The organism is Janthinobacterium sp. GW823-FHT06H09 (genome assembly GCF_058794735.1).
Window position 1 is genome coordinate 247,303 of sequence record NZ_JBXAHC010000004.1, and the last position, 23,594, is coordinate 270,896.

24 protein-coding genes are annotated in these 23,594 nt (G+C 64.6%); 11 read left to right on the plus strand and 13 right to left on the minus strand.

Annotation, left to right across the window (positions count from 1 at the left end):
* Positions 1 to 14 precede the first annotated feature (14 nt).
* Positions 15 to 2,225 carry a S9 family peptidase gene (locus AC1Q6X_RS08230; RefSeq protein WP_492496334.1) on the plus strand — a complete coding sequence of 737 codons (2,211 nt, stop codon included), beginning with the start codon at positions 15 to 17 and terminating at the stop codon, positions 2,223 to 2,225.
* A gap of 219 nt (positions 2,226 to 2,444) precedes the next feature.
* Here the strand turns inward: AC1Q6X_RS08230 and AC1Q6X_RS08235 are convergent, their stop codons facing one another.
* From AC1Q6X_RS08235 to AC1Q6X_RS08245, 3 genes are all read right to left on the minus strand, one after another.
* Positions 2,445 to 2,630, minus strand: a complete 186-nt coding sequence (locus AC1Q6X_RS08235; protein WP_034759763.1) for a CsbD family protein — start codon at positions 2,628 to 2,630, stop codon at positions 2,445 to 2,447.
* Positions 2,631 to 2,804: 174 nt separating this feature from the next.
* Positions 2,805 to 3,440 (minus strand): class I SAM-dependent methyltransferase, encoded by a 636-nt coding sequence (locus AC1Q6X_RS08240; RefSeq protein ID WP_121668664.1) that lies wholly within the window; start codon positions 3,438 to 3,440, stop codon positions 2,805 to 2,807.
* A gap of 66 nt (positions 3,441 to 3,506) precedes the next feature.
* A complete protein-coding gene (locus AC1Q6X_RS08245; protein WP_492496336.1) occupies positions 3,507 to 5,576 on the minus strand; it encodes a M13 family metallopeptidase in 2,070 nt (689 codons plus the stop codon).
* Positions 5,577 to 5,731: 155 nt separating this feature from the next.
* Here AC1Q6X_RS08245 and AC1Q6X_RS08250 point away from each other — a divergent pair, with 155 nt between their 5' ends.
* Together AC1Q6X_RS08250 and AC1Q6X_RS08255 are read left to right on the plus strand one after the other, a co-directional pair.
* Positions 5,732 to 6,559: an HDOD domain-containing protein gene (locus AC1Q6X_RS08250; RefSeq protein ID WP_070292133.1), complete on the plus strand. Its 828-nt coding sequence runs from the start codon at positions 5,732 to 5,734 to the stop codon at positions 6,557 to 6,559.
* Between the two features lie 177 nt (positions 6,560 to 6,736).
* Positions 6,737 to 7,033 carry a flagellar protein FliT gene (locus AC1Q6X_RS08255; RefSeq protein WP_070221823.1) on the plus strand — a complete coding sequence of 99 codons (297 nt, stop codon included), beginning with the start codon at positions 6,737 to 6,739 and terminating at the stop codon, positions 7,031 to 7,033.
* A 417-nt stretch (positions 7,034 to 7,450) separates the two neighbouring features.
* Here the strand turns inward: AC1Q6X_RS08255 and AC1Q6X_RS08260 are convergent, their stop codons facing one another.
* Positions 7,451 to 8,569, minus strand: coding sequence for a type IV pilus assembly protein FimV (locus tag AC1Q6X_RS08260; RefSeq protein WP_492496338.1), 1,119 nt, complete (start codon positions 8,567 to 8,569; stop codon positions 7,451 to 7,453).
* A 172-nt stretch (positions 8,570 to 8,741) separates the two neighbouring features.
* On the opposite strand from AC1Q6X_RS08260, the gene fumC reads away from it, so the two are divergent.
* From fumC to AC1Q6X_RS08275, 3 genes are all read left to right on the plus strand, one after another.
* Positions 8,742 to 10,136, plus strand: coding sequence for a class II fumarate hydratase (gene fumC / locus AC1Q6X_RS08265; RefSeq protein ID WP_492496340.1), 1,395 nt, complete (start codon positions 8,742 to 8,744; stop codon positions 10,134 to 10,136).
* A 95-nt stretch (positions 10,137 to 10,231) separates the two neighbouring features.
* Positions 10,232 to 10,453 (plus strand): RNA-binding S4 domain-containing protein, encoded by a 222-nt coding sequence (locus tag AC1Q6X_RS08270; protein ID WP_035825476.1) that lies wholly within the window; start codon positions 10,232 to 10,234, stop codon positions 10,451 to 10,453.
* Positions 10,454 to 10,578: 125 nt separating this feature from the next.
* The gene (locus AC1Q6X_RS08275) at positions 10,579 to 10,863 is read left to right on the plus strand and encodes a hypothetical protein (protein WP_070221826.1); all 285 of its coding nucleotides are present in this window, start codon (positions 10,579 to 10,581) and stop codon (positions 10,861 to 10,863) included.
* A 4-nt stretch (positions 10,864 to 10,867) separates the two neighbouring features.
* Here AC1Q6X_RS08275 and bufB read toward each other — a convergent pair whose 3' ends face one another.
* The 8 genes from bufB to AC1Q6X_RS08315 form a co-directional block, all read right to left on the minus strand.
* Positions 10,868 to 12,493, minus strand: a complete 1,626-nt coding sequence (bufB, locus tag AC1Q6X_RS08280; protein ID WP_492496343.1) for an MNIO family bufferin maturase — start codon at positions 12,491 to 12,493, stop codon at positions 10,868 to 10,870.
* Between the two features lie 17 nt (positions 12,494 to 12,510).
* Complete coding sequence (locus AC1Q6X_RS08285; protein ID WP_492419020.1) at positions 12,511 to 12,813, minus strand: BufA1 family periplasmic bufferin-type metallophore; 303 nt, start codon at positions 12,811 to 12,813, stop codon at positions 12,511 to 12,513.
* Positions 12,814 to 13,046: 233 nt separating this feature from the next.
* On the minus strand, positions 13,047 to 13,247 hold the full coding sequence (locus AC1Q6X_RS08290; protein ID WP_034781856.1) for a YjfB family protein: 201 nt from the start codon (positions 13,245 to 13,247) through the stop codon (positions 13,047 to 13,049).
* Between the two features lie 57 nt (positions 13,248 to 13,304).
* Positions 13,305 to 13,829: a molybdopterin-guanine dinucleotide biosynthesis protein B gene (gene mobB, locus AC1Q6X_RS08295; RefSeq protein WP_070292141.1), complete on the minus strand. Its 525-nt coding sequence runs from the start codon at positions 13,827 to 13,829 to the stop codon at positions 13,305 to 13,307.
* Between the two features lie 94 nt (positions 13,830 to 13,923).
* Positions 13,924 to 15,432, minus strand: coding sequence for an alkaline phosphatase family protein (locus AC1Q6X_RS08300; protein WP_492496346.1), 1,509 nt, complete (start codon positions 15,430 to 15,432; stop codon positions 13,924 to 13,926).
* A 100-nt stretch (positions 15,433 to 15,532) separates the two neighbouring features.
* Positions 15,533 to 16,231 (minus strand): general secretion pathway protein GspB, encoded by a 699-nt coding sequence (locus tag AC1Q6X_RS08305; protein WP_492496348.1) that lies wholly within the window; start codon positions 16,229 to 16,231, stop codon positions 15,533 to 15,535.
* Between the two features lies 1 nt (position 16,232).
* Complete coding sequence (locus AC1Q6X_RS08310; protein ID WP_070221832.1) at positions 16,233 to 17,864, minus strand: ExeA family protein; 1,632 nt, start codon at positions 17,862 to 17,864, stop codon at positions 16,233 to 16,235.
* Between the two features lie 51 nt (positions 17,865 to 17,915).
* On the minus strand, positions 17,916 to 18,440 hold the full coding sequence (locus AC1Q6X_RS08315; protein WP_070313696.1) for a hypothetical protein: 525 nt from the start codon (positions 18,438 to 18,440) through the stop codon (positions 17,916 to 17,918).
* A gap of 417 nt (positions 18,441 to 18,857) precedes the next feature.
* Here AC1Q6X_RS08315 and AC1Q6X_RS08320 point away from each other — a divergent pair, with 417 nt between their 5' ends.
* Positions 18,858 to 19,136 (plus strand): hypothetical protein, encoded by a 279-nt coding sequence (locus AC1Q6X_RS08320; RefSeq protein ID WP_139143662.1) that lies wholly within the window; start codon positions 18,858 to 18,860, stop codon positions 19,134 to 19,136.
* A 51-nt stretch (positions 19,137 to 19,187) separates the two neighbouring features.
* Here the strand turns inward: AC1Q6X_RS08320 and AC1Q6X_RS08325 are convergent, their stop codons facing one another.
* Positions 19,188 to 19,475 (minus strand): hypothetical protein, encoded by a 288-nt coding sequence (locus AC1Q6X_RS08325; protein WP_034759823.1) that lies wholly within the window; start codon positions 19,473 to 19,475, stop codon positions 19,188 to 19,190.
* A gap of 348 nt (positions 19,476 to 19,823) precedes the next feature.
* Here AC1Q6X_RS08325 and AC1Q6X_RS08330 point away from each other — a divergent pair, with 348 nt between their 5' ends.
* Genes AC1Q6X_RS08330 through AC1Q6X_RS08345 form a run of 4 tightly spaced genes read left to right on the plus strand, consistent with a single transcriptional unit; the run spans position 19,824 to position 23,545 of the window.
* On the plus strand, positions 19,824 to 20,696 hold the full coding sequence (locus AC1Q6X_RS08330; RefSeq protein WP_492496352.1) for a glucosamine kinase nucleotide-binding domain-containing protein: 873 nt from the start codon (positions 19,824 to 19,826) through the stop codon (positions 20,694 to 20,696).
* Between the two features lie 2 nt (positions 20,697 to 20,698).
* The gene (locus tag AC1Q6X_RS08335) at positions 20,699 to 21,433 is read left to right on the plus strand and encodes a GntR family transcriptional regulator (RefSeq protein WP_070221876.1); all 735 of its coding nucleotides are present in this window, start codon (positions 20,699 to 20,701) and stop codon (positions 21,431 to 21,433) included.
* Positions 21,430 to 22,542, plus strand: a complete 1,113-nt coding sequence (nagA, locus tag AC1Q6X_RS08340) for an N-acetylglucosamine-6-phosphate deacetylase (RefSeq protein ID WP_070221836.1) — start codon at positions 21,430 to 21,432, stop codon at positions 22,540 to 22,542. Before AC1Q6X_RS08335 ends, nagA begins: the two co-directional genes overlap by 4 nt.
* Positions 22,532 to 23,545, plus strand: coding sequence for an SIS domain-containing protein (locus AC1Q6X_RS08345; protein WP_070221837.1), 1,014 nt, complete (start codon positions 22,532 to 22,534; stop codon positions 23,543 to 23,545). The genes nagA and AC1Q6X_RS08345 overlap by 11 nt, the downstream gene beginning before the upstream one ends.
* Positions 23,546 to 23,594: the final 49 nt, after the last annotated feature.

Consider the following 23,594-nt stretch of genomic DNA (forward strand, 5'->3'; position numbering starts at 1 on the left):
CTACCGAGACATCCATGCGTTTTATTCTTTGTTTCCTGGCCGCGATGGCCAGCGTTCCCGCATCGGCTGAAAAGCTGACCCTGGAACGCATCCACGCCGATCCGGCGCTGGCCGGCCCCGGCGTGCGCAACCTGAAGGTCTCGCCCGACGGCGAGCGCGTCACGTTCCTGCGCGGCCGCGCCGACAACCAGTTCCAGCTCGACCTGTGGGAATTCAAGCTCAAGGACAAGAGCACGCACCGCCTGGTCGACTCGAAGGCGCTGGTGCCGAATGAAACGATTTCGCCCGAAGAGCAGGCGCGCCGCGAACGCGAGCGCACGGCCAGCCTGAACGGCATTCTCAGCTACAGCTGGTCGCCCGATGGCAAACAGCTGCTGGTGCCGCTGGCCGGCAATCTGTACCTGGTCGACGCGGCCCACCCGGACAAGGCGCGCCTGGTCGCCAAGGGCAATGTGCTCGATCCGAAAATCTCGCCGAAAGGCCGCTACGTATCGTTCGTGCGCGACCAGAACATCCATGTGATCGACCTCAAGACGGACAAGGAACGCCAGCTGACGACCGACGGCAAGGGCACGATCCGCAACGGCGAAGCCGAATTCGTGGCGCAGGAAGAAATGGGCCAGCGCACCGGCTACTACTGGGCACCCGACGATTCCGCCATCGCCTATAAACGCTATGACGAAGCGCCCGTGCCCGTCGTGCGCCGCTTTGAAATCTTCGCCGACCGCACGGACGTCGTGGAACAGCGCTACCCGGCCGCCGGCGACCCGAACGTGCTGGTGCAACTGCTGATCGTCTCGCCGGAAACGGGCGTGCAGCGCCAGGTGGACCTGGGCACGAACCCGGACATCTACCTGGTGCGCGCCGACTGGAGCGCGGAAGGCAAATCGCTCGTCTACCAGCGCCAGTCGCGCGACCAGAAGACGCTGGACCTGGTCGCCGTCGACGCGGCTACCCTGGCGCAGCGCACCCTGCTGACGGAAACGTCCAAGACCTGGGTCAGCATCCATGACGACCTGCGCTTCCTGTCGAACGGCACCTTCCTGTGGTCGTCCGAGCGCACGGGCCGCAACCATCTGTACCTGTACGATATGAGCGGCAAGCTGCTGCACCCCGTCACTTCCGGCGAGTGGGGCATCGACAGCGTGCTGGCCGTGAACCAGAAGACCGGTAAAGTGTTCGTGTCGTCGAACCGCGACGCCGTCATCGACAAGCAGACCTACGCCCTGGCCCTCGACGGCAGCACGGCCGACAAGCCGCAGCGCGTGACGAAAGCGGACGGCTGGCACGACACGACGTTCTCGCGCAATGGCGAAGTCTTCGTCGACACGTATTCCGACCCGGCCACGCCGCCGCAGGTCAGCATCCGCCGCCCGGACGGCGCCATGGTGGGCTGGCTGGAAGAAAACGCGCTCAACGCCAGCCACCCCTACTTCAAGTACAAGGCCGACCACCTGCCGACGGAATACGGCACCCTGAAGGCCAACGATGGCCAGACCCTGCACTATTCGATCGTCAAGCCATCGAACTTCGATGCGGGCAAACGCTATCCCGTCTACCTGTCGACGTACGGCGGCCCGCACTCGCAGCACGTGGCGCGCCGCTGGGGCAACAACTTCGACCAGTACATGGCGCAGCAGGGCTTTGTCGTCTTCCGCCTCGATAACCGGGGCTCGTCGCGCCGCGAGCGCGCGTTCACGGACGCCATCTATCACAAGCTGGGCGCGGCCGAAGTGGCGGACCAGCTGGTGGGCATCGACTGGCTGGGCAAGCAAAGCTTCGTCGATCCTAAACGCATCGGCGTGTTCGGCTGGAGCTACGGCGGCTTCATGACCCTGCGTTTGCTGTCGGCCGCGTCCGACAAGATCGCCATGGGCGTGTCGGTGGCGCCCGTGACCGACTGGTCGCTGTACGACACCCACTACACGGAACAATTCCTCGGCATGCCGAAGGAAAACGTGGACGGCTACAAGGCCAGCACCGTGTTCGCCCACCTCGACGGCCTGAAGTCGCCGCTGCTGCTGGTGCACGGCATGGCCGACGACAACGTCTTGTTCAGCAACAGCACGCGACTGATCGACGCGCTGGTCAACCGCGGCGTGCAATTCGACCTGATGACGTATCCAGGTGCCAAGCACGGCATCTCGTCGCGCGCGGGCCAGCGCCACGTGTACAAGAAAATCGAACTGTTCTTCAAGCAGAACCTGATGCAGCCAGCACAGTAAGCTTGCGCTGCATCAAATAAAAAACCGCCGCCTGTCTTGCGACAGGCGGCGGTTTTTATTTTGTACTGTACTGAATACGATCAAGCACAGTAACGACATCTGACAGGACCGTAGCGAGCGGAAGCCAATTGTGGCCGAGAAGCGGAACTGTGCTCTAGCACAGTGAGCATCGCAGGCCGCAACTCGCGACGCGCAGTAGGTCTTGTCAGATGTCTGCCATTACGGTTTGCGGGTGACGGTTTCGACTGCATCCTTGACGTCGCCAACTTTCTTCTGCACTTTGCCTTCGACCTGGTTTGCCAGGCCCTTGGCTTGCTGTTCTTCGCTGCCGACGACTTTGCCAGCGGCTTCCTGGATTTTACCGCCGACTTCCTTCAGTTTACCTTCGACTTGATCTTTGTTCATGATAAATCCTCACTGTAGTTGGTACATCTGTTGTCCAGCCCAAAGGGCCGGTACTGCGGCTCACACGCCGTTGCAAACTGCTTGCTGCGTGTCGATGTATCCATAGTACGCCCGAGGCCGCAAAAACTATGTACGGTTCCTAACACATGCCCAAATTCATACAAAATGCGTCCATCAGGCTGGCTTACGCCACACGGTGGCCAGCCACGGCTGCTGTTCGCGCGGCAAGCCGGGCGGACGGTAGTATTGCTCGACCAGGGTAAAACCGGCCGCCTGCACGTAGGCGGCCCATGTCGCTTCGTCGTGGTAGCTGCCATAGCGCGCGCCGTTCCAGCCTTCCTCGTTCTGCCCGCGCGGGTTCGAGCTGAACAGCACGCCGCCCGGTTTCAGGCACGCGTACAAAGCGCGCAGCACGCCGGGCAAGGCGGCGCTGGGCACGTGGAACAGCACGGCATTGGCGAACACGCCGTCGAAGTGTGCGGCGGGCAGGTCGAGGTCGACGAAATCCTGCTGCCACACGGTGCAGCCGCTGTAGGCGCGCGCCATCCCGACGAAACGGGAGCAGCCGTCGACGCCCGTCGCGTGGTGCCCCAGGGCCGTGAACGCCTTCAGGTCGCGGCCGGGGCCGCAACCGAGGTCGAGGATGGCCAGCGGCGCGGGCTTGCCGATGGCGTTCAGCAGCGCGGCGATGTTCTGGCTGACGTCGTGATCGCGCGTGCCTTCGAAAAACTGCTCGGCGCTGGCGTCGTAATGGGCCAGAGTGCGGCCCGTGATGGCGTGGATGGGATCTTGCGGTGGGGTCGGCTTCATGGCGCTCCAATCAGTAATCACGCCATTTTACGGTGCCGGCGCGCTGCGCGCCGGCACCGCTTATGCCTACCAGACGCGCACGCGCTGTTCCGGCGCCAGGTACAGCTGCTGCCCCGGCTTGACGTCGAAGGCCGGATACCAGGCGTCGAGGTTGCGCACGGTGGCGGCGCGGTATTGCGCCGGCGCATGGCCATCCGTGAGGATTTGCTGGCGCGCCGCCGCTTCGCGCGCCTTGCTGCGCCAGCTGACGCCATAGCCGACGAAGAACTCGCGGTCCGCCCCCGGCTGCGCCGGCTTGCCCTGCTGCGACAGGGTGAACGCGTCATAGGCCGCTGCCACGCCGGCCAGGTCGGCCAGGTTTTCGCTCAGGGTCAGCTGGCCATTCACGGCCAGGTCGGGGAACGGTTTGTAGGCGGCGAATTGTTCCACCAATTGCTTGGATGCCGCCTGGAAATGCGCCAGGTCCGCTGGCGTCCACCAGTCGCGCAGCTTGCCCTGGGCGTCGAACTGCGCGCCCTGATCGTCGAAGCTGTGGCTGATTTCGTGGCCGATGGTCGCGCCGATGCCGCCATAGTTGACCGCATCGGATGCTTGCGGGTCGAAGAATGGCGGCTGCAGGATGGCGGCCGGAAAGTTCAGCGCATTTTGCAGCGGCAAGTTGACGGCATTGACCAGCTGCGCCGGCATGGCCCAGGCCTTGCGGTCGGGCGACTGGCCCAGCTTGGCCAGCTCCTGCCGGTAATGGAACTGCTCCGCCCGCTGCACATTGCCCAGCGCATCGCCGCGCACCACGCGCAAGCCCGCATAGCTTTCCCACTGTTCGGGGTAGCCCACGCCCACGTACAGAGTCTTGAGTTTTTCTTGCGCCTGCGCCTTGGTGGCCGGCGCCATCCAGTCCAGCTTGTCGATGCGGCGCGAGAAGGCGGCGACGATATTCGTCACCATATCTTGCACGCGGGCTTTCGATTCCGGCGGGAAATAGCGTTCCACGTACAGCTTGCCGACGGCGTCGCTCAGGGCCGCATTCGTCGCGGCCAGCGCCCGCTTGCTGCGCAGCGACTGCTGCGGCGTGCCGCTCAGGGCGCTGCCATAGAAGGCGAAGCGCTGTTCGGCCGCCGCCTTCGGCAAGACCGTGCTGAAGTGATTGATCGCGTGGAAGGCGAGGAAATCTTTCCACGTGGCCAGCGGCACGCTCGCCACCAGCGCGGCGCTGCCCGTCATGGCCGTCGGATGCCAGACGATGAAATCGTTCTGCCGGCCCAGCCCTGCCGCTTCGAAGAAGGCTTTCCAGTCCAGGCCAGGCGCCTTGCTGGCGAAGTCGGCGGCGCGCCAGGCATTATTGCCCTTGGCGACATCGGCCGAATCCTCGCGGCTGGCGTGACTTGCGGCAATTTGCTGTTCCAGCGCAAACACGCGCGCGGCGCGGGCCGGCGCATCGCGGTAGCCGGCCTGCTTGAGCATGGCGGCAATATGCGCCTGGTAGCCCGCGCGCAAGCCCTGCATGCGCGCGCTGTCGCTCTGGTAGAACGCGCGGTCGGGCAAGCCCAGCCCGCCCTGCAGCAGGTAGGCCACATTGCGCGTGGTGTCGTTCAAGTCTTGCGCGACCCACAGGCCGAACAGGTTTTCCGTATAAAAATTGGTGGCGTTGAGCGGGTCGACGTCGGCGCGCAGGCTCTCGCCCAGCGCGCGGGCCAGCCCTGCCTGGTCGCGTATGCCGTCGATCTTCTTGAGCAGCGGCTTGATCGGCGCCCAGCCTTTCGCTTCGATAGCCGCTTCATCCATCCAGGAGCGGTAAAAATCGCTGACCTGGCGCGCCGATGCATCCGCCTGCGGCGCCGCCGCCAGACCTTCGACGAGGCCGATGATGCGCTCGTTGGTGGCGTTGGCGAGGATGGCGAACGAGCCCCAGCTGCTGCGGTCGGCGGGAATTTCCGTGCTCCGCAGCCAGTCCCCATTCACGTAATCGTAGAAATCGTCGCCGGGCAAGGCCTTCGCGGCAGCGGGGGCGGCGGCGCTGGCGGCCCCTTGCTGGCCATGCGCCCGGGCAGGCAAGCTGGTCAGCGAAACGCCGGCCAGGGCGAGGATGATGGCGGCCTGGACTGGCGTCCGGGACCAGGAAAAACGCAAACCGTGCATGGCGATCCTTTCGATGTAATAGCTAAAATCATAACCTGAAAATCCTGCCTTTTTGGGGCGAAAAAGCGTCCCCTAACTTTTTTGCATGCGGACAAAAAATCGGCATATAGTGGCACGACCGCATCCCGTACCGCACGAACGCCAAGGAGATTGCCATGCAACTGGAAGCGCTGTTCCAGCATCCCCACGCCCTGCCTGCCGCCCCGAAGATCGTCGATGAACTGGTGCGCAGTTTCGACAACCCCGCCATCGCCACCGAAGACATCGCGCGCAAGCTGGGAGCGGACCCGGCCTTGAGCGCCAAGCTGCTGCGGCTGGCCAACTCGGCCTATTACCATGTGTCGCGCAGCATCGGCACGGTGGAAGATGCCGTGCTGATGCTCGGTTTTGTGACCGTGCGCACCCTCGTCATCAGCTCGGGCCTCGTCAGCGGTTTCAAAGCCGTGCCGGGCCTGAATTTGCCGCAGTTCTGGCGCTACAGCCTGCACAGCGCCGTATCTGCCCGCTGGATCGCGAAGCAGACGGGCGACAACCAGGATCTGGCTTTCACCATCGGCATGATGCATGCGATCGGACAACTGGTGATCCATGCCGCCATGCCCGAGCAAGCAATGCAGCTCGACAAGATCGCCCCGCCGCTCGACGCGCGCCGGCTCGACGCGGAGCGGGTGTCGCTGGGCTACGATTATGCGCAGGTGGGCGCCGAACTGGCGCGCCGCTGGAAGTTTCCTCCCGCCTTTGCCGAGGCCATCGCCGCCTTTCCCGCTCCGCTGGCCAAGGCGCCGTTGAACCGCCTGGCCGCCATCATCCACCTGGCCGCCTGGCGCGCGCGCATCGATGAAAACCAGCTGAGCAATGAAGAAATCATCGCCTGCTATCCCAACGCGGTGGCCGAAGCGCTCGGTTTGCCGCCCTCCGTGCTGGTCGACAGGATGCCGCCGCTTGCCGAACTGAGCGCGGGCCTGGAAGAACTCGTCAAGTAAGCTGGCCGTTGCCCGCATCGCCAACCGAGCAGGCATGCGGGTTTGCGGGCATGCCGGCTGCCCGCAAAAAACATCCAAATTATTTTCACTTTTTTTTCAAAAACACCCTCAAGTTCCCGTTGGACCCGCCGTTAATCTAGACAAGCGGTAATCCATTCACTAGTTACGGGTGTGCTCATGACCTCCAACGACGTTCTCTCGATGTATGAAAATATTGCAGGAATGACCAATCAAATGGTCGTGGCCGCACGTTCGAGCGACTGGGATGGCTTGGATACCCTGGAAAACCAGTGCGCCAGCGCCGCCAGCGCGACCATGACGGGCAAGGCGCCTGCCCTGGCCGGCGCCTCGCGCCTGCGCAAGATCGACTTGCTCAAGCAAATCCTGGCCAATGACCGCGAAATCCGCGCCATCACGGAACCGTGGATGACCCAGCTGTCGAACGCCATGCCTGGCTCGCGCGCCCGCATGTAAGAAGCTTGCCGCGCCAGAAACGACAAAAGCACCCGCGGGTGCTTTTTTTACGTCTGCCGCCATGCGAGGGAGCGCCATCTGCGGCGCTCAAAAAGGCAAGGCGGGGGAATTTGGAAGGCGAGCCCCAGGTATCTCCTGGCGTCGCCTCGCTGCCGGTTGCATCCGGCGTTCGCGAGCACATCGTCGGCATCGCGAACCGCTTCCAGACCCAGGCGTTTATGCAACGCTACACCTGGTTTGCCGCGCCACACTATCGTTGGTGACTGCGCCAGGCTGGGGCTGTTTTGTCGTAGAGCAAGTCCACTGAATTCATCATAGCACCATCTTTAAGAAACAGGCAACGTGCTTGGCAAGCGTTTCCATGTATTTTTTCAATATCTTTTTTTATATCAAATTGTGGGCGGCCTTGCGGCCGCATTAACGCGAGAACGGCTCCGGTTCCGCTTCCGGTTCGGCCGCCGCCCCTTCTTCCACCGCTTCCGTCAAGACGGGCACATCCTTCTTCCTGCGGCCGAACGGCTTGCGCAGCAAGACCCAGTATTTCGACGGTGCGCCCGGACCCGCCGCTTGCCTGCGCTTGCGCACGATGTACACGATGAGCGCCGTCAGCAGCAGGAAGACCAGGGTGCCGATACCGAGCCACAGCATGCCGCCCGATTTCTTTTCCTTGTCGGCAGCCGGCGCCGCGTGCAGGGGTTTCGGTTTCGCATGGGGCGCTTCCACCACGGCCGGCGCGGCGGCGGGCGGCACGGCGGCTGCAGGCAGGGCCAGCGCCTTTTGCAAGACGCCGATCTTGCCTTCCAGTTCGCCCAGCTTTTCAGTCAGGGCCGTATTTTTCTCGTCCAGCCCCACGCACGCTGCCGCCTGCCCCGTCTCCGCCTGCGACGCGCAGGCGGCCACGGGCGCCGTGGCACGGCGCGGCAGCGCGGGGGCGGCCAGTTTGGGTGCGGCGGGCGGCGGCACGAACACGCGCGCCGGACGCACGAGGCCCTCGGCCCGCGCGCGGGCCGCCAGCGCGGCGGCGTCGGGCGACGGCGTGACGGATACGGCGCGTGGCAACGGCACAGGCGTGGAGACCGGCGCGGGCAACGGAATAGCTGGCCGGACTGGCGCACTGGCGGGTACGGCGGCGGGCGGCGCCGGCGTCAGCCACAAGGTGCCCAGGCGCACGACGGCGCCACTGCCATTGCCCAGCAATAAATACAGGTGCACATGCCCCGCCTGGATCGCTTGCCGCGTGGCCACGCGCACATAATGGCGTCCACCGCGCTCAAACGGACTGATCGTCAAGGTTTGCAGGGCAGGATCCATGCCGATGCCGCCACCGCGGTACACATCGGGCGAAGCCAGGCGCACGGTCACGCCATTGGCCTCCTCGGGCGCCAGGGCCGTCAGTTCGAGCTCGGCCAGCAAAGGCTGGCCCACGTGCGACAGGACGGCCATGTCGCCCAGTTCGGCCGCCATGACGGGCGGCAAGGCCAGGCTGGCGGCGGCGCACGCGATCAAAGACCAACGGGGAAGGATGCTGCTCTGCATGGACTGATCGCTTTGATAACAGGATAAATAATGGGGGCTCGCCTGTCTTTAACGGCAGGAAATCGCAAAAATATAGATGGGCCAGGGCAAAAATGATGCAATACAGCATCATCCTGTGCCTTTTTGACGTCTGGAGTACACTCGATCCACCTCCATCGATGAAAGGGATGCCATGAGTAGCAGAATCGAACGCGACAGTTTCGGCCCGATCGACGTACCCGCCGACCGGCTGTGGGGAGCGCAAACGCAGCGCTCGCTCGAGCATTTCCATATCTCCACGGAAAAGATGCCGCCCGAACTGATCGCCGCCCTGGCCACCGTCAAACGCGCGGCCGCCCACGTCAACCTGGACCTGGGATTATTGGATGGCAAGAAAGCCATCGCCATCACGCAGGCGGCCGACGAAGTGCTGGCTGGCAAGCATGACGCAGAATTCCCGCTGGCCGTCTGGCAAACGGGGTCCGGCACGCAAAGCAATATGAACATGAACGAAGTGCTGGCCAACCGCGGTTCCGAGCTGATCGGCGGCTTGCGGGGCGCCGAGCGCCTGCTGCACCCGAACGACGACGTCAACCTGGGCCAGTCCTCGAACGACATTTTCCCCACCGCCATCCATGTGGCGGCCGCGCTGGCCGTCGCCAACACGGTCTTGCCGCCGCTGCGCCAGCTGCGCGCCACCCTGGACGCGAAAGCCACGGAGTTTGCCGACATCGTCAAGATCGGCCGCACGCATTTGCAGGACGCGACGCCGCTGACCCTGGGCCAGGAATTTTCCGGCTACGTGGCGCAGCTGGACTTTGCCGAGCACATCATTACGGCAGCGTTGCCGCCGCTGCTGCAGCTGGCCGCCGGCGGCACGGCCGTGGGCACGGGATTGAATGCCCACGTGGAATTTGCCGGCCGCATCGCCGCCGAACTGGCGCGCCTGACGGGCCAGCCGTTCGAAACGGCCAGCAACAAGTTTGCCGCCCTGGCCGCCCACGATGCCTTGGTCGCCGCCCATGGCGCTTTCAAAACCCTGGCCACGGCCTTGATGAAAATCGCCAACGACGTGCGCTGGATGGCGTCCGGCCCCCGCTCCGGCCTCGGCGAAATCACGATCCCCGAAAACGAGCCGGGCAGCTCCATCATGCCGGGCAAGGTCAATCCCACCCAGTGCGAAGCGCTGACCATGCTGTGCTGCCAGGTCTTCGGCAACGATGTGGCCATCACGGTGGGCGGCGCCTCGGGCAATTTCGAGTTGAACGTCTTCAAGCCCTTGATTGCACACAACTTCCTGCAAAGCGCGCGCCTGCTCGGCGACGGCATGCGCAGCTTCGACGAGCATTGCGCCCACGGCATCGCGCCGAACCTCGCACGCATCGCCGAACTGATGGAACGCTCCTTGATGCTGGTCACGGCGCTGGCGCCGCACATCGGCTATGACAAGGCGGCGCAAATCGCCAAGCAGGCCCAGCACGAAGGCACGACCTTGAAGGAAGCGGCGCTGGCCCTGGGCTTTGTGACGGAAGAGCAATTCGGCGCATGGATCGTGCCGCTGGAGATGACGCGGCCCAACAAAAGCTGACTTACACCCTGCATTGCTGGCGGCTTCAGGTAAACTATGGATTAGTTGAGGTCGTCATCAAGTGTTGAAAACACATCATTGCAATAAGGGATACAATGCAAAAAGTAAGCTTTGATTTAACATCCGAGTTCGTCGAGCTGAACCAGCTGCTCAAGCTGGTCGGCTTGTGCGACAGCGGTGGCGCAGGCAAGGTCATGGTCGATAGCGGCGTGGTAAAGGTCGATGGCAAGAAGGAATTGCGCAAGACCGCCAAGATCCGCGCCGGCCAGGTCGTCAGTGTGGGCGATATCCGTATCACGGTCGTCGCTCCTGTCTGACCCCGGCATGGGGCGCGAAAGCGGCCCCATGCGTACAGCCAGCACTCCTGCCAGCCCGGCTGCCCAAGTCAAGCTGCGACACGTCGTTATTGTCAGATAAATATCGATTGCAGAAGGGAAGCGCCATGGACCATCCCGAACAAGGTACGCGCAGCCAGGAACGCCTGATCGGCGACTTGCGCCAGGTAATAGAAAACGCGGAAGAATTACTGCGTAACACAGACAAATACACCAGCAGCCTGTACCAGAGCGCGCGCGCCAGGCTGCAACTGGCCCTCGTCGCGGCCACGGCCGAACTGGCCCGCTTTGAAGAAGAGCAAGTCACGCGCATGATGGATGCCACCCTGGCCGCGAATGCCCTGTACCGCGATCAGACGGGCGAAGCGCGACTGCTGCGCGCCTTCGAATAAACCGTCACGCTGCCAGGACCGCATGCGCCAGCCACTGGCGCAGGTGCGCGGTCAGGTCGAAGGCCGGGTCCAGCTCGAACGCCGCATCGAGCGCGGCGCCGAACGTTTGCCCCTGCTGCAGGGCTTGCAAGGCGGCATGCGCAGCCGCATCGAGCACCAGCAACTGCGCTTTCCAGCGCGGCCGGCAGACCAGCGCCCAGCTCGCCACCTGCAGATCTTGCGGAAACATCCCCGAACCGTCTTCCTCCTGATGCGCCTGCCACAAGGCCGCCACCTGCCAGTCGGACACGAGCAAGGTGCAAGCGGGATGCAAGGTAAAACGCCGCATTTCCAGCTGATCGGGATGCAGGGCGGCCAGCGACTCGGGCGCCAGCGCTTGCGCATCGGCCGCGTAATGGGCCAGGTGCAAGGCCCATTCCAGGCGTGCCATGTCCGGCAGGTAGGGCAATGCGGCCACGGGCGGGAAAGCCGCCAGAAAATCGGCGAAACGGGTGCCAAACTGGTTCAAATCGGCGCTATCGGATGGCATCTGCCGGCCATACGCGCGCGCCAGGCCGCCAAAGAAATCCTCGCCCACCAGCGCCAGCACGACGGGATAGGCGTGGCCCAGGGTACGGCGCCAGGTGGCGCTCAAGTTGCCGCGGTACAGCGCGAAACGCTGCGGCACCGCCCCTCCGGCGAACGATGGCAATGTTGCCCCGGTATCGAGCAAGGCTATGGCAAATGCCTGCTGGCCAGCGGCCAGCGCGTCAAGCGACGCGGGTAGCGGCGGGGACGGCGGCGACGCTGCCTGCCATGATGGCGTTTGCGGCGCATGGCGCGCCAGCATGGCTTGCGCCTTGTCCGCTTCGCCCAGCAGGATATCGAGCGGCGGCAAATCCGTGTCCCATTCGACGAGGGTGGGAATGGCGCCAAAGCGTTGCAAGGCGGCCGCATATAGCTCCCAGACGGGATCGGCCACGGCGGCGCCATGGTGGTCGATCACGGCGTGCGGCGTCAGCAGATGGCCGCCCAGGTGCAGTTCGCCCACGCTGCCCGGCGCGATGGCTTGCATCGCAAGCATGGCGTCCTCGCCGTGGTTGCACTGGTTCACATACAGGTTATTGATATCGAGCAGCAGCCCGCAACCGCTGCGGCGCGCCAGTTCCGCCAGGAATTGCGCCTCGCTCATGGCATCGTCGGCAAAACGCAGGCAAGTGGAGACATTCTCCAGCAAGATCGGCCTTTTCAGCACATCCTGCACCCTCCCCACTCTTGCACACAGTAAATCGAGGGCCGCGCCATTCAAGGCCAGCGGCAACAGATCGTTGAGTTGCTGCTGTGCCACGGCGCCCCAGCACAAGTGCTCCGACACGAGGGCTGGCTCGATGCGCTCGACCACGGTGCGCACGCGCTGCAAATGGGTCTCGGAAAAGCCCTGCGCGGAACCCAGGCCGAGGCCCACCCCATGCAGGCTGATGGGGTAATCCTGACGCAGAGTCTGCAGCACATGGTTATCCCAGCCCGACGGCTGCAGATAATTTTCAGTGTGCACTTCCAGCCAGCCGACCTTGGGCCGGCGCGCCAGAAAGTCGCGGTAGTGCGCGGCGCGCAGGCCGACGCCGGCATTCGCCTGAATGGGCGGCGGCATGGGCAGGCGGCGGACGCTTACGGCTGCGTGGCCGGCTTTGCCGTCTTGCCGGCCTTGATGGGCTTGACGGAACCGCCCGCCTGTTCGCACGTCCCCTTGGCGACATATGTCCATTCCGTGGGCAGGTTGTCCGCCTCCGCCTGGCCCGCGCAGGAATGCGCGCCATCGGACGAAGCGCAATCGTTCTGCCCGGCCTTGGCCACGCCATAGCATTTTTCCTTGTCGCCCGGGGCGGGACCATCGTGGGCGGCCGCATTGACGGAAGTACCGGCACAGAGGCCCGCGAGGGCGGCGGCGATGAGAGCTTGACGTTTGTTCATGGGGATTCCTCTTGCATGGGTCAAAGTAAAGTGGGCACGCCCCGGGCTGCACGATGGACAACGCGAGGTGATGGACGTCATTCTACTGAATCGGCCGGGTCATGGCGAACGGAGACGGGAGGAAGGCGAAAAGGATGGCGAAACGACAGACAAAAACGCCCACGCGCCACCGTCGATGACGGTGGTGTGGGCGTATCTATGGCGAGCGCCGGACTGGCGCCGCGGGACCGCGCTCAGGCTGTCGTGTTGATGCGGTTACCGAGATGAGCCGGCAGACTTGGCGCCGATTGTACCGGCGGCAACGCTGCCAGCAAGGCGGTGGCGGTCGAGCTTTGGATATCCTGGGCTTTTTTCAGGACAGTCAAGCCGACGGCTTGCCGCGTGCCTGTCTCCGCCATCGTGGTTGACAGTTGAGCAATGCTTCCGACGTCCATACGTTTCTCCAATGAGGTTCTACTCTTGTTAACGGATGCCGTCGGCAAACCTTTAGCTTATTTTTCCAGCCTGTGCAGCAACCAGGCCAGCACGTGCTCGCGGGCATTCAAGTCCAGCCATTGCACGCCCTCGCGCAAGTCGGCCGGCGCCGGACTGTCGGAGGCGACGGCGATCACATGCGGGTCATGCGGATACAGGGGCGCCTGCCCTACTTCCGGACGGAACACTTCCAGCTTGGGAATGGGGTCCGTCTTGAAACCCTCGACCAGGGTCAGGTCTGCCGGCCCCATGCGGGCCAATTGCTGCGCCAGGCTCGGCTCGGGAGCCCCGCGCAGCTCATGCACGATGGCAAACCGATACGGCGACGCCACCAGCACCTCCGCCGCCCCCGCCATGCGCAGGCGGGCGCTGTCTTTTTGCGGCGGTTCCAGCGCCAGATCATGGTGGCTGTGCTTGACCAGGTTGACGCGCAAGCCGCGCGCCGCCAGTTCCTTCACCACAAATTCCAGCAGGGTCGTCTTGCCGCTGCCGGAACGGCCGATCACACCGAGTACCGGGTGTGGGGGCATCGCATCGTGCATGGTCACTCCTTGATTGAGAAGGAATGATTATACGCAGCCCCACGGGCGCGACCGCCGGCGCAGACCCGGCGCATCGTCCAGCTCTTCACCCAAGTCACGCGACTCCAGGTTTTTCGCCATTTCCGGCGGCAAGAGGCGCCGGCTTGCCGCCCTGCCGACGGCGCCGGCCCGACGACTTCGGCGCTGCCACGCCCGCCGTTTTACCCGCAGCTTTACCCGCTGTTTTGCCCGCTGCTTTGCCCGCTGCTTTGCCATTTAGCGCATGTGCATTCCTGGCCGTGCGCGCCAATTGCCGGTGGGCGGCGATCGCGCCCGCCTCGGCATCGGACTGGAAGGGGACGGCGGCAGCGGAGGCCAGCTCGCCATCAGACTGGCAAGCGGGCGGCGGCGTGGCGAAATCCTGCGCCCGCACATCGGCCTCCCAGGCGGCGCGCTGCGCCACGACGGCGGCGGGCACGGCGGGCGCCACGCGGCCTTGCGCCAGGGTCAGCACGGCGCCCAGGCCGCTGGCGGCCGCCACGCGCGCGCCCATGGGGGGCAAGCTGCCATCGGCGGCGCGGCAAAAACGCTGCAGGATGGTTTTGATGATTGACGTGTGATCGTATACCTCGTGGCTGACGCTGCCCGGCGCGATCAGCGGCGACACCAGCAGCATGGGCACGCGTACGCCGTACTGACGAAACGCAGGGTCGTCGTCGACGGCGGGGCCAGGCGGCACATGGTCGAAAAAGCCGCCGTGCTCGTCATAACTGAGGATCAGCAAGGTGCGCGCCCAGGCGGGGCCGCGCGACAGGGCCTGGTAGACCTGCGCCACCAGCGCCTGGCCGGCGCGGATGTCGGCCGGCGGGTGGTCGTCGTTTTCAAAGAAATGCGGATCGATCCAGCTGACCGAGGGCAAGGCGCCCGCCAGCGCATCGCCGATGAAGCCATAGCGGCGCGCGCTGGAGCCGAACGGTTCGTACAGCTCGGACGAACGGTAATGGTCGTCCGTCAGCGCCAGGCTCCAGGGCTTCCAGGCGGAATAAAATTTCCAGCTGACCTGGGCGCGGTCCAGGTGGCGCACGAAGGACTTGTTCGTGTACAGGGGCACGCGCTTGCTGTCACGGCTGCCGGCCGCCTTGCCGCTGACCGCATACAGGCGGTTGGGCCAGGTGGCGCCAGGAACGGAGCTGTAGCAGCGGTCGCAAACGCAGAACTGCTGCGCCAGAAAATCGTACATGGGCAAGTCGGCCCCATTGTAATAGCCCATTACCAGGTCGATGTCGGGGTCGCCCGGATGCGTTTGCGCATAGTCGTCGACAAAGCCGCCATTATTGTTTTGCAATTGCTGCGCCACCGACGTGCCCGTATGCGACGGGTCTTGCTGCGGGCCCAAGGCCGTGCGCCGCAAATGGTGCACGGGATAACTGACACCCGCATGCACGTTGGCATGGCTGGCCTGCAAGCCATCGATATCGGCGCGCCCGCCTTCGAGGCTCAGGTAGCCGAGCATGTGATCAAAGGAACGGTTTTCCATCATCAGCACGACGATATGGTCGATGCGCGCCAGGTTACCCAGGCCATGCGCATCAAAAGCACCCTCACCAGCTGCGGCAGCAATCATCGGAACTCCCCGGCCGCGCACACGGTCGCAGCGACCCTGGTTCGACCAGGCCAGGCCAGTATGGTTCAGCTATGGGGGCCCGGCCTTGATGCACAACAACTCAATACGGCACGCGATAGCGGTAGCCCTTGAAACTGAAGATGGCCGCTTTCGGCTGCAATTTTTCCAGCACCAGGCCGGGCGCCAGCTCCTCGCCTTCATGGCGCAGAACCTTGTCGATCAGCAACAGGCGGTCCGCCGGATTCTTCGAATAGATATAGCCGCCGATGGCGACCGGGGGGATTTGCCGCTGTATCGGCTCGGGCAGGTCGCGCATGCCGGGCACGGCATCTTCGGCTGCGGGCGGGGGCACGGCCGGAGCCGGAGCCGGGACGACGGGAAGCGCCTGGCCTGGCGTTTCCTGCTTCGGTTCCGCCACAGGCCTGGCATGGTGCACGGGTGCGGCCGTGGCCGCTGGCGGCACGGGCGTGACTTGCGTAACGGGGGCCGGCGCGGATACCGGTACACGGACAGGGACTGCCGGCGGGACGATTGCCGGCAGCGGCGCGGGCACAGCCTGGGCCAGCACGGCAGGAGCGGCCGCAGGTGCAGCCGTGCCTGCCTGCCAGGGCTGCCAGAACAACAGGGCGGCGGCCACGGCCACCGTCACGCCGCCCAGCGCCAGCCAGACGGGCGCGCGCCGCCCAGCGCCGGACGCGGCCGCATCGTGCAGCCGCACTTGCGGTGCGTGGATCGAGGGCAATTCGCCCAGTTGGCGCTCGGCCTGCGATTTTTTCAGTGCTTCAAGTATGTAGGACATCTTATTTCCCCGCCACCATCGCCGTCGCAGCGGGCGCCGCCACGGCAGGAGCCGCGCTGCTCAGGCGCGGCTCCGCATTGTCACCCAGCTGCATCAGGCGTATATATGTTTTCGGGCCCGCCAGGCCATCGGCCCGCAGGCTCTGGCTTTGCTGGAAAGCGCGCAGCTGGCTTTGCATCTCGGCATCGAGCGGCAGATTGGCGGCCGGCGCCGGCAAGCCCCGCTGTTGCGCCAGCCGCTGCGCCAACCAATCCACGTCGGCGCCGCGCGCGCCCAGCGGCACTTCGTCGCGCCAGCTGCGCGGAGCGCGCCAGAAGGTCGTGAAGCTGCCATCGCTGCGCTGCGCCAGCTGAGCCAGCGGCAGGCTTTGCTGTTTGCCATCAAGCATCAAGGTGGCGGTATCATCCTGCAGACGCGTCAACAGCGCCAGCTGTTCAGTGCCACCCGCATCGCGCAAGGCCAGCATGGCGGGACGGTCCAGCACGCGCAGCTCGGCGATGCCGCCCCGGCTGTGCAGGCAGCGCAGGCCGGCGCGGGCGCCCGCCTGGCAAGCGTCGCCGGCCGGCAACTGCTCGCCCCACAGGCTGGCCAGCTGGCGCAGCACGGCGTTGCGGTCAGGCACGCTGACGGGCGCGGACGCGGGGACAGGTGTCGCAGCGGGCGCCGCCGACGCCACCACGACGGGCACTTTCGCCACGGCCACTGTGGCAGGCGTGCGTGGCATGAAATGCCAGGCCAGCGCGGCCGTGACCAGCGCACCAGCCAGCACGCCAGCGGCCACGTGCGGCCAGCGCAAGCCCCGTCCGGCAGCCGGCTTGCCCTCTTCCGCAAACACTTCCTCGGCGGCACGGCGCAATATCTGGCGCGTCACCTGCGGCTGGTTTTCCACGTAAGCGCCCAGCAGCGCGCGGTCGCACAGCAGGTTGATGCGGCGCGGCACTCCCTTGCTCAAGGAATGGATGGTCGCCATCAAACGGGGCGCGAACGGCGTCTGCGCCGTACTGCCCGCCACGGCCAGGCGGTGGCGGACATAGCTGGCCGTCTCGTCCTCCGTCAGCGAACCGAGGTGATAACGGGCGATCACGCGCTGCGCCAGCTGCTCCAGCTCGGGCCGGGCCAGCATGGCGCGCAATTCCGGCTGGCCGATCAGGATGATCTGCAGCAGCTTGCGCTCGCTCGTCTCCAGATTGGTCAGCAAACGTAATTGTTCGAGCACGGCGGCGGACAGGTTTTGCGCTTCATCGATGATCAGCACATTGTTCTTGCCCTGCGCATGGCTGGCCAGCAGGTGCGCATTGATGGCGTCGACATAGCCTTTCACGCTGGCCACGCCGGGCGCCACGGCGATGCGGAATTCCTCGCAGATCGACAGCAGCAATTCCTCGACGGACAGTTTCGGATTGAAGATATACGCGAGCTGGCAGTTTTCCGGAATCTGCTCCATGAAGCAGCGGCACACGGTGGTCTTGCCGGCGCCGATTTCGCCCGTCAGCAGCACGAAGCCGCCGCCGCTGCCCACGCCATACAGCAAATGCGCCAGCGCTTCGCGGTGGCGTTCGCTCATGAACAGGTAGCGCGGATCGGGCGCGATCGAAAACGGCGATTGCTTGAGCTGGAAATAATGCGTGTACATGGAGACCCTGCGGATGAAACAATCAAAATGCGCGGCGGCAAGCCGAGACCCTCAGCGGGTGCGGGCGGGCGGCAACGGCTTGTATTTGGCGCAATAGACTTTCGCCTTGCTACGGAAGTAGACGATTTTACTGCCAGGCATTGAACCACGGACAGGAAAGGCGGAATTGTCGAGTTTATTGAAGCGCAGGCCCGAGGCGCCGCGGATGGCCGGCTCCAGCTTTTCCGGCGTCGCGTCCGCCACCACGCCCATGAAGACGAGGGGACTGGTGTCGTCGCTGACGATCACGTCGGTAATCGGCGCGCCCCACAAGGTGGCGTCCGTGCGGAACCAGTAGGCGCCCCCTTCATGCTTGTAGGCGGGGCCGAAGGCCGTCAGCAAATACGCATAAAAAGCTTTGTTGTCGATCTGGTCGATGCACAGCACGGCATTGCCCACCACCTGCCCGAACGTGGACGGCGCCGGCTTTTGCTGCGCCAGCACGCCGGACACGGGCAGGCCAACGGCCAGCAGGGCGAACGCCGCCAGCAGGGCCGGCGCACGCCACGGGCGCGTCAATGAACGGCGCACGCGCATGATCAGCGCTTGCGCTCTTCTTTCTTGACCTTCTTGGCTTCCTTCTTTTCCTTCATGGTCTTGGCCGGTTCTTTCTTGGCTTCTTTCTTGCTGTCCTGTGCCTTGCTCATCATCTACTCCATGCCTGGGCGGAAATGCCTGGGCCATTATGACACTCCCCCATGAAAATGCCACGTCATTTCCCCCATGCAATAGACAGACCGCACCTGGCAAGCACAGGCAGCGCATGCACTTATTTGCAAAAAGACGTTTGCATTTTTGTTTTATTATGTTTTAATACACGAAATTTATAAATAGATATCATTCCGGTACACTATAAGCAACGCCGGAAAGCATACAAACTGGGGACAGGACATGGGCCGGCATACGGCGGGACCATGTGTAATCGATTGACAGCCCTCGGCGGAAATAAAGAATATGATGAGAACAATGATCTTGCTGGGCGCGGCCCTGTCGCTCTGGACCGCTGGAAGCACGCATGCGGCGGGCACGGCGCCGGTTCAGAAGGCCAGCTATCAGGCGGCACCCGCCACCCTGGCCACGCGCCTGGCCAGTTTCCAGTCGCAAGACGCCAGCCTGCACGCCCCCGCTTCGCATGAGCCGGGCACACATTCGCTGCTGCTGGTCACCATCGTGCTGCTGAGCCTGCGCATGCGCGCCAGAGCCACCACCAGCAGCGAAAAATTCAGTAACTGACGTGAAAACGGCCGCGCAAGGCGGCCGTTCCCGTCACACGTCAGCGTACGATCAGTGCAGGCACAGACGGCGGCGCGTCTTTTCGATCAGCGCCGCATCGTAGGGATACAGGTTCTCGATAAAGAACAATTCCGTTTCCGCCTCATCTTCCAGGCACATTTCGATCATGACCGGGCCATCGCTTTCGCGGCCCAAGAAATCCTTCGGCCAGCGGTTCTTGCGGTGCGTGCGCATCATTTCCATGCCCAGCGCGGCCAGCGGCGCCGACACACCGGCGGCCAGCGCCTCTTGCTGCCAGTCGTCCCAGTACTCGCTCTTTGCTGCCTTGTCGTTCATCATGCTCTTCCAACTCAGGTGTAAAAGCCGGACTTTACTCTTCATGGCGCCCCTTGCCAAGCATGCATGCAAGCAATACCGCATCGCCAACAACAGACCAGTTGGAAAAAATTGGCATTAAACAAGGCCAATTTCAATACCATTCACGAAACACAAAAACTCCTTTATTAACAATCGCTTGCAATCACACCCTCGGGCATGGCGCGTCATCGCGCAACGCATTTGTTAATACCACTTAAATACCTGTTGACAAGCCATCGGGGCGACAATATAGTGCCTTCAGCTTTTTCGCCGCCCGACAAATAAAAGAACCGAGACAGGCGCACTCAACCAAATGCGGGACTGCACAACATGATCGAATACATAATCGGCGTCGACGGCGGGGGAAGCGGTACCCGCGTACGCCTGGCGCGCCTCGACGGCCAGGAACTGGCACAGGGTCAAAGCGGCCCATCCGGCCTGGGACTGGGCATCGAACGGGCGTGGACCTCCGTGGCGCATGCCGTCACCCTGGCCTTCCGCACGGCCGGCCTGGAACAACCCTCCTTGCAGCGCATGGCCATCGGCCTGGGCCTGGCCGGCGTGCACAACAAGCAGTGGGCCGCCAGCTTCGTCGAACACAATCCCGGCTATGCCGCAGTCGCACTCGAATCGGATGCCCTGACCACACTGCTGGGCGCGCATGCGGGCCAGCCGGGCGCCATCGTTGCCATCGGCACCGGCAGCGTGGGCGAAGTGCTGCACGCGGACGGCAGCCGCCATGAAGTGGGCGGCTGGGGCTTTCCTTCCGGCGACGAGGCGGGCGGCGCCTGGATCGGCATGCGCGCCATCAACCATGCGCAGCAAGTGGTCGACGGCCGCGTGCCCGGCAGCGCCTTCGCCACGGCCGTCATCGACGCCTGCGGCGGCCAGCGCGACGCCATGCAAGTGTGGCTGGCCGCCGCCAGCCAGACCAATTTCGCGCAACTGGCGCGGCTGGTGCTCGAACACGCGGCCAGCAATGCCGTGGCGCGCAGCATCCTGACCGACGCGGGCCAGCAGATCGCCCTCATCGCCAGGGCGCTCGATCCGGCCGGCGCCTTGCCCGTGGCACTGTGCGGCGGCCTGGCGGCGCCCTTGTCGAGCTACCTGCCGACGGAACTGTTGCAACTGGTCGTGCCGGCACAGGGCGACTCGGCCGCAGGCGGTCTGCGCCTGATACGCAAGCACTTGCAGGAGCAATGACCATGCTGGCCAAACTGTCCGCCTTCAAACCGAATCCCGCCAGCGACACGCCGCTCTACATGCAATTGGCGAACATGCTGTCGGACGGCATCGCCAGCGGCGACTGGCGCGCCAACCAGGCCTTGCCTTCCGAGCGCGTGCTGTCGGAGCTCCTCGAAATTTCGCGCGTCACGGCGCGCAAGGCCATCGACATGCTGTGCGACCGGGGCATGCTGACGCGCAAGCGCGGCTCGGGCACCTACATCACGCCCAAGCTGGAACAGCCGCTGTCGCGCCTGACGAGCTTTTCGGAAGAATTGCGCCAGCGGGGCTTCACGGCCGGCTCGCGCTGGCTGCAGCGCGACATCGGCTCGGCCGCGCCGCTGGAACTGCTGTCGCTGGGACTGTCGCCGCACATGCCGGTGGCGCGCCTGCGCCGCCTGCGCACGGCCGACGAAGTGGTGATGGCGATCGAGACGACCACCATCCCCGCGCTGTACATGCCGGACCCGCAGCAGGTGACCGATTCGCTGTACGGCTACCTGGAGTCGCGCGGCACCATCCCGATGCGCGCGCTGCAGCATATCCGCGCCGTCAACGCCACGGCGGAACAGGCCAAGCTGGCCAATATCAAGACGGGTGAAGCCATGCTGCACATCACCCGTGTCAGTTATCTCGACAACGGCGCAGCGGTGGAACTGACCCACTCGTATTGCCGCAGTGATTATTATGAATTCGTAGCGGAGTCGCGCAGATGAGCAGCACTATCAAAGGCAATATCCTTACCCCCGGCGGCTGGATCCACGGCGCCATCGCCTTCGGCGAAAAAGTCGACAGCATCACCGGCGATTCCGTCCACCCGTCGGGCAACAGCGACGACTATATTCTGCCCGGCTTCATCGACCTGCACGTGCACGGCGGCGCCGGCAAGGACATCATGGAAGGCGGCGAAGCCGTCTACACCATCGCGGCCATCCATGCGCGCCACGGCACCACCAGCCTGCTGGCCACCACCATGACGGCGCCGCCGGAAGACATCGACATGGCCTTGACGGCCATCGGCATCGCCGCCAGGCACCGCCGCCCGAACACGGCGCGCGTGCTGGGCGCCCACCTGGAAGGCCCGTACATCAATTCCGGCAAGCTCGGGGCGCAGCCGAACTACGCGCGCGCCGCCACGCTGGCGGAAATCGAGCGCCTGCAAACCCTGGCCAAGCTGCGCGTCATCACCGTGGCGCCGGAAATCGCCGGCCACCTGGAGCTGGTGCGCGCCCTGGCCGACGCCGGCGTGCGCGTGCAGATCGGCCACACGCTGGGCTCCTATGAAGACGGCGTGGCCGCGCTGGAACACGGCGCCATGGGTTTTACGCACCTGTTCAACGCCATGAGCGGCTTGCATCACCGCGAGCCGGGCATGGTCGGCGCCGCCTTGGCGCACGCCGAATACGCGGAACTGATCCCCGACCTGCTGCACGTGCATCCGGGCGCCATCAAGGTGGCTCTGCGCGCCATCCCGCGCCTGTACTGCGTCACCGATTCGACCGCCGCCACCGGCATGCCGGACGGCGAATACATGCTGGGCCGCCACGCCGTGCAGAAATGCATGGGCGGCGTGCGCCTGCCCGACGGCACGCTGGCGGGCAGCACCCTGACCCTGGACCAGGCGCTGCGCAACCTGGTGGGACTGGGACTGGACCTGGCCGACGCGTCCAAGCGCGTGTCGACCAATGCCGCCGATTACCTGGGCCTGGAAGAACGCGGCCGGCTGGCCCCCGGCACTTACGCCGATCTGGTGGTACTCGATCGCGATCTCAAACTCAAAGCTGTGTATATAGAAGGAGAAATCTGTGACCTCAATGATGCTTAAAGAAGCCGTTTCCGCCGCCGAATGCGTCGCCCTGCAACTGGCCAGCGACACGGAACGCTACGCGGAACTGGGCCGCAAATTGAGGAGCACCTCGTTCTCGACCGCGCTGACCATCGCGCGCGGCAGCTCCGACCACGCCTGCAACTACGTCGCCTACCTGATCATGGCGCGCCTGGGCCGCGTCGTGGCATCCCTGCCGATGTCGCTCGTGACCCTGAACAAATCGCCGCTGGTGACGCGCGATACCCTGGCCATCTCGATCTCGCAATCGGGCCAGAGCCCGGACGTGGTCGAACCGATCCGCTACTTCCGCGATGGCGGCGCCACCACCGTGGCCCTCGTCAACGACATCGATTCGCCGCTGGCGCACGCCGCCGAATGGGCCATGCCCCTGCGCGCAGGCAAGGAACAAAGCGTCGCCGCCACCAAGAGCTTCATCACCAGCCTGGTCGCCGGTGCGCGCATGGTGGCCCAGTGGCAGAACGATCCCGAGCTGCTGGGAGGGCTGGAAGCGCTGCCCGAAGCGCTGCTCGAAGCGACCCGCGTCGACTGGTCGCCGGCGATCGACGTGCTGGCCCCGGCCCGCAACATCATGGTCGTCGGACGCGGCATCAGCTTCCCCGTGGCGCTGGAGTCGGCCCTGAAATTCAAGGAAACCTCGGCCCTGCAGGCGGAAGCCTTCAGCGGCGCCGAAATCAAGCACGGCCCGATGGCCCTGATCGAAGACGGCTACCCGCTGCTGATTTTCGCCACCCGTGGCCCGACCCAGGCCGGCCTGCTGCAACTGGCAACAGAGATGCGCGGGCGCGGCGCCAAGGTCTTGCTGGCGGCGCCCGCCGACGTGGCCGAGCGCGACCTGACCCTGCCCGTGGCGGCCACGCCGGACCTCGATCCGATCGTCGCCATCCAGTCCTTCTACGTGATGGCGGCAAAACTGTCGGCCGCGCGCGGCATGGATCCGGATGCGCCGCGCCACTTGAGCAAAGTAACAAAAACAAACTAAGCAATACCCAACCCGAAAGCGAAGACTGGGGTCGGACCCTGAGGGTCCG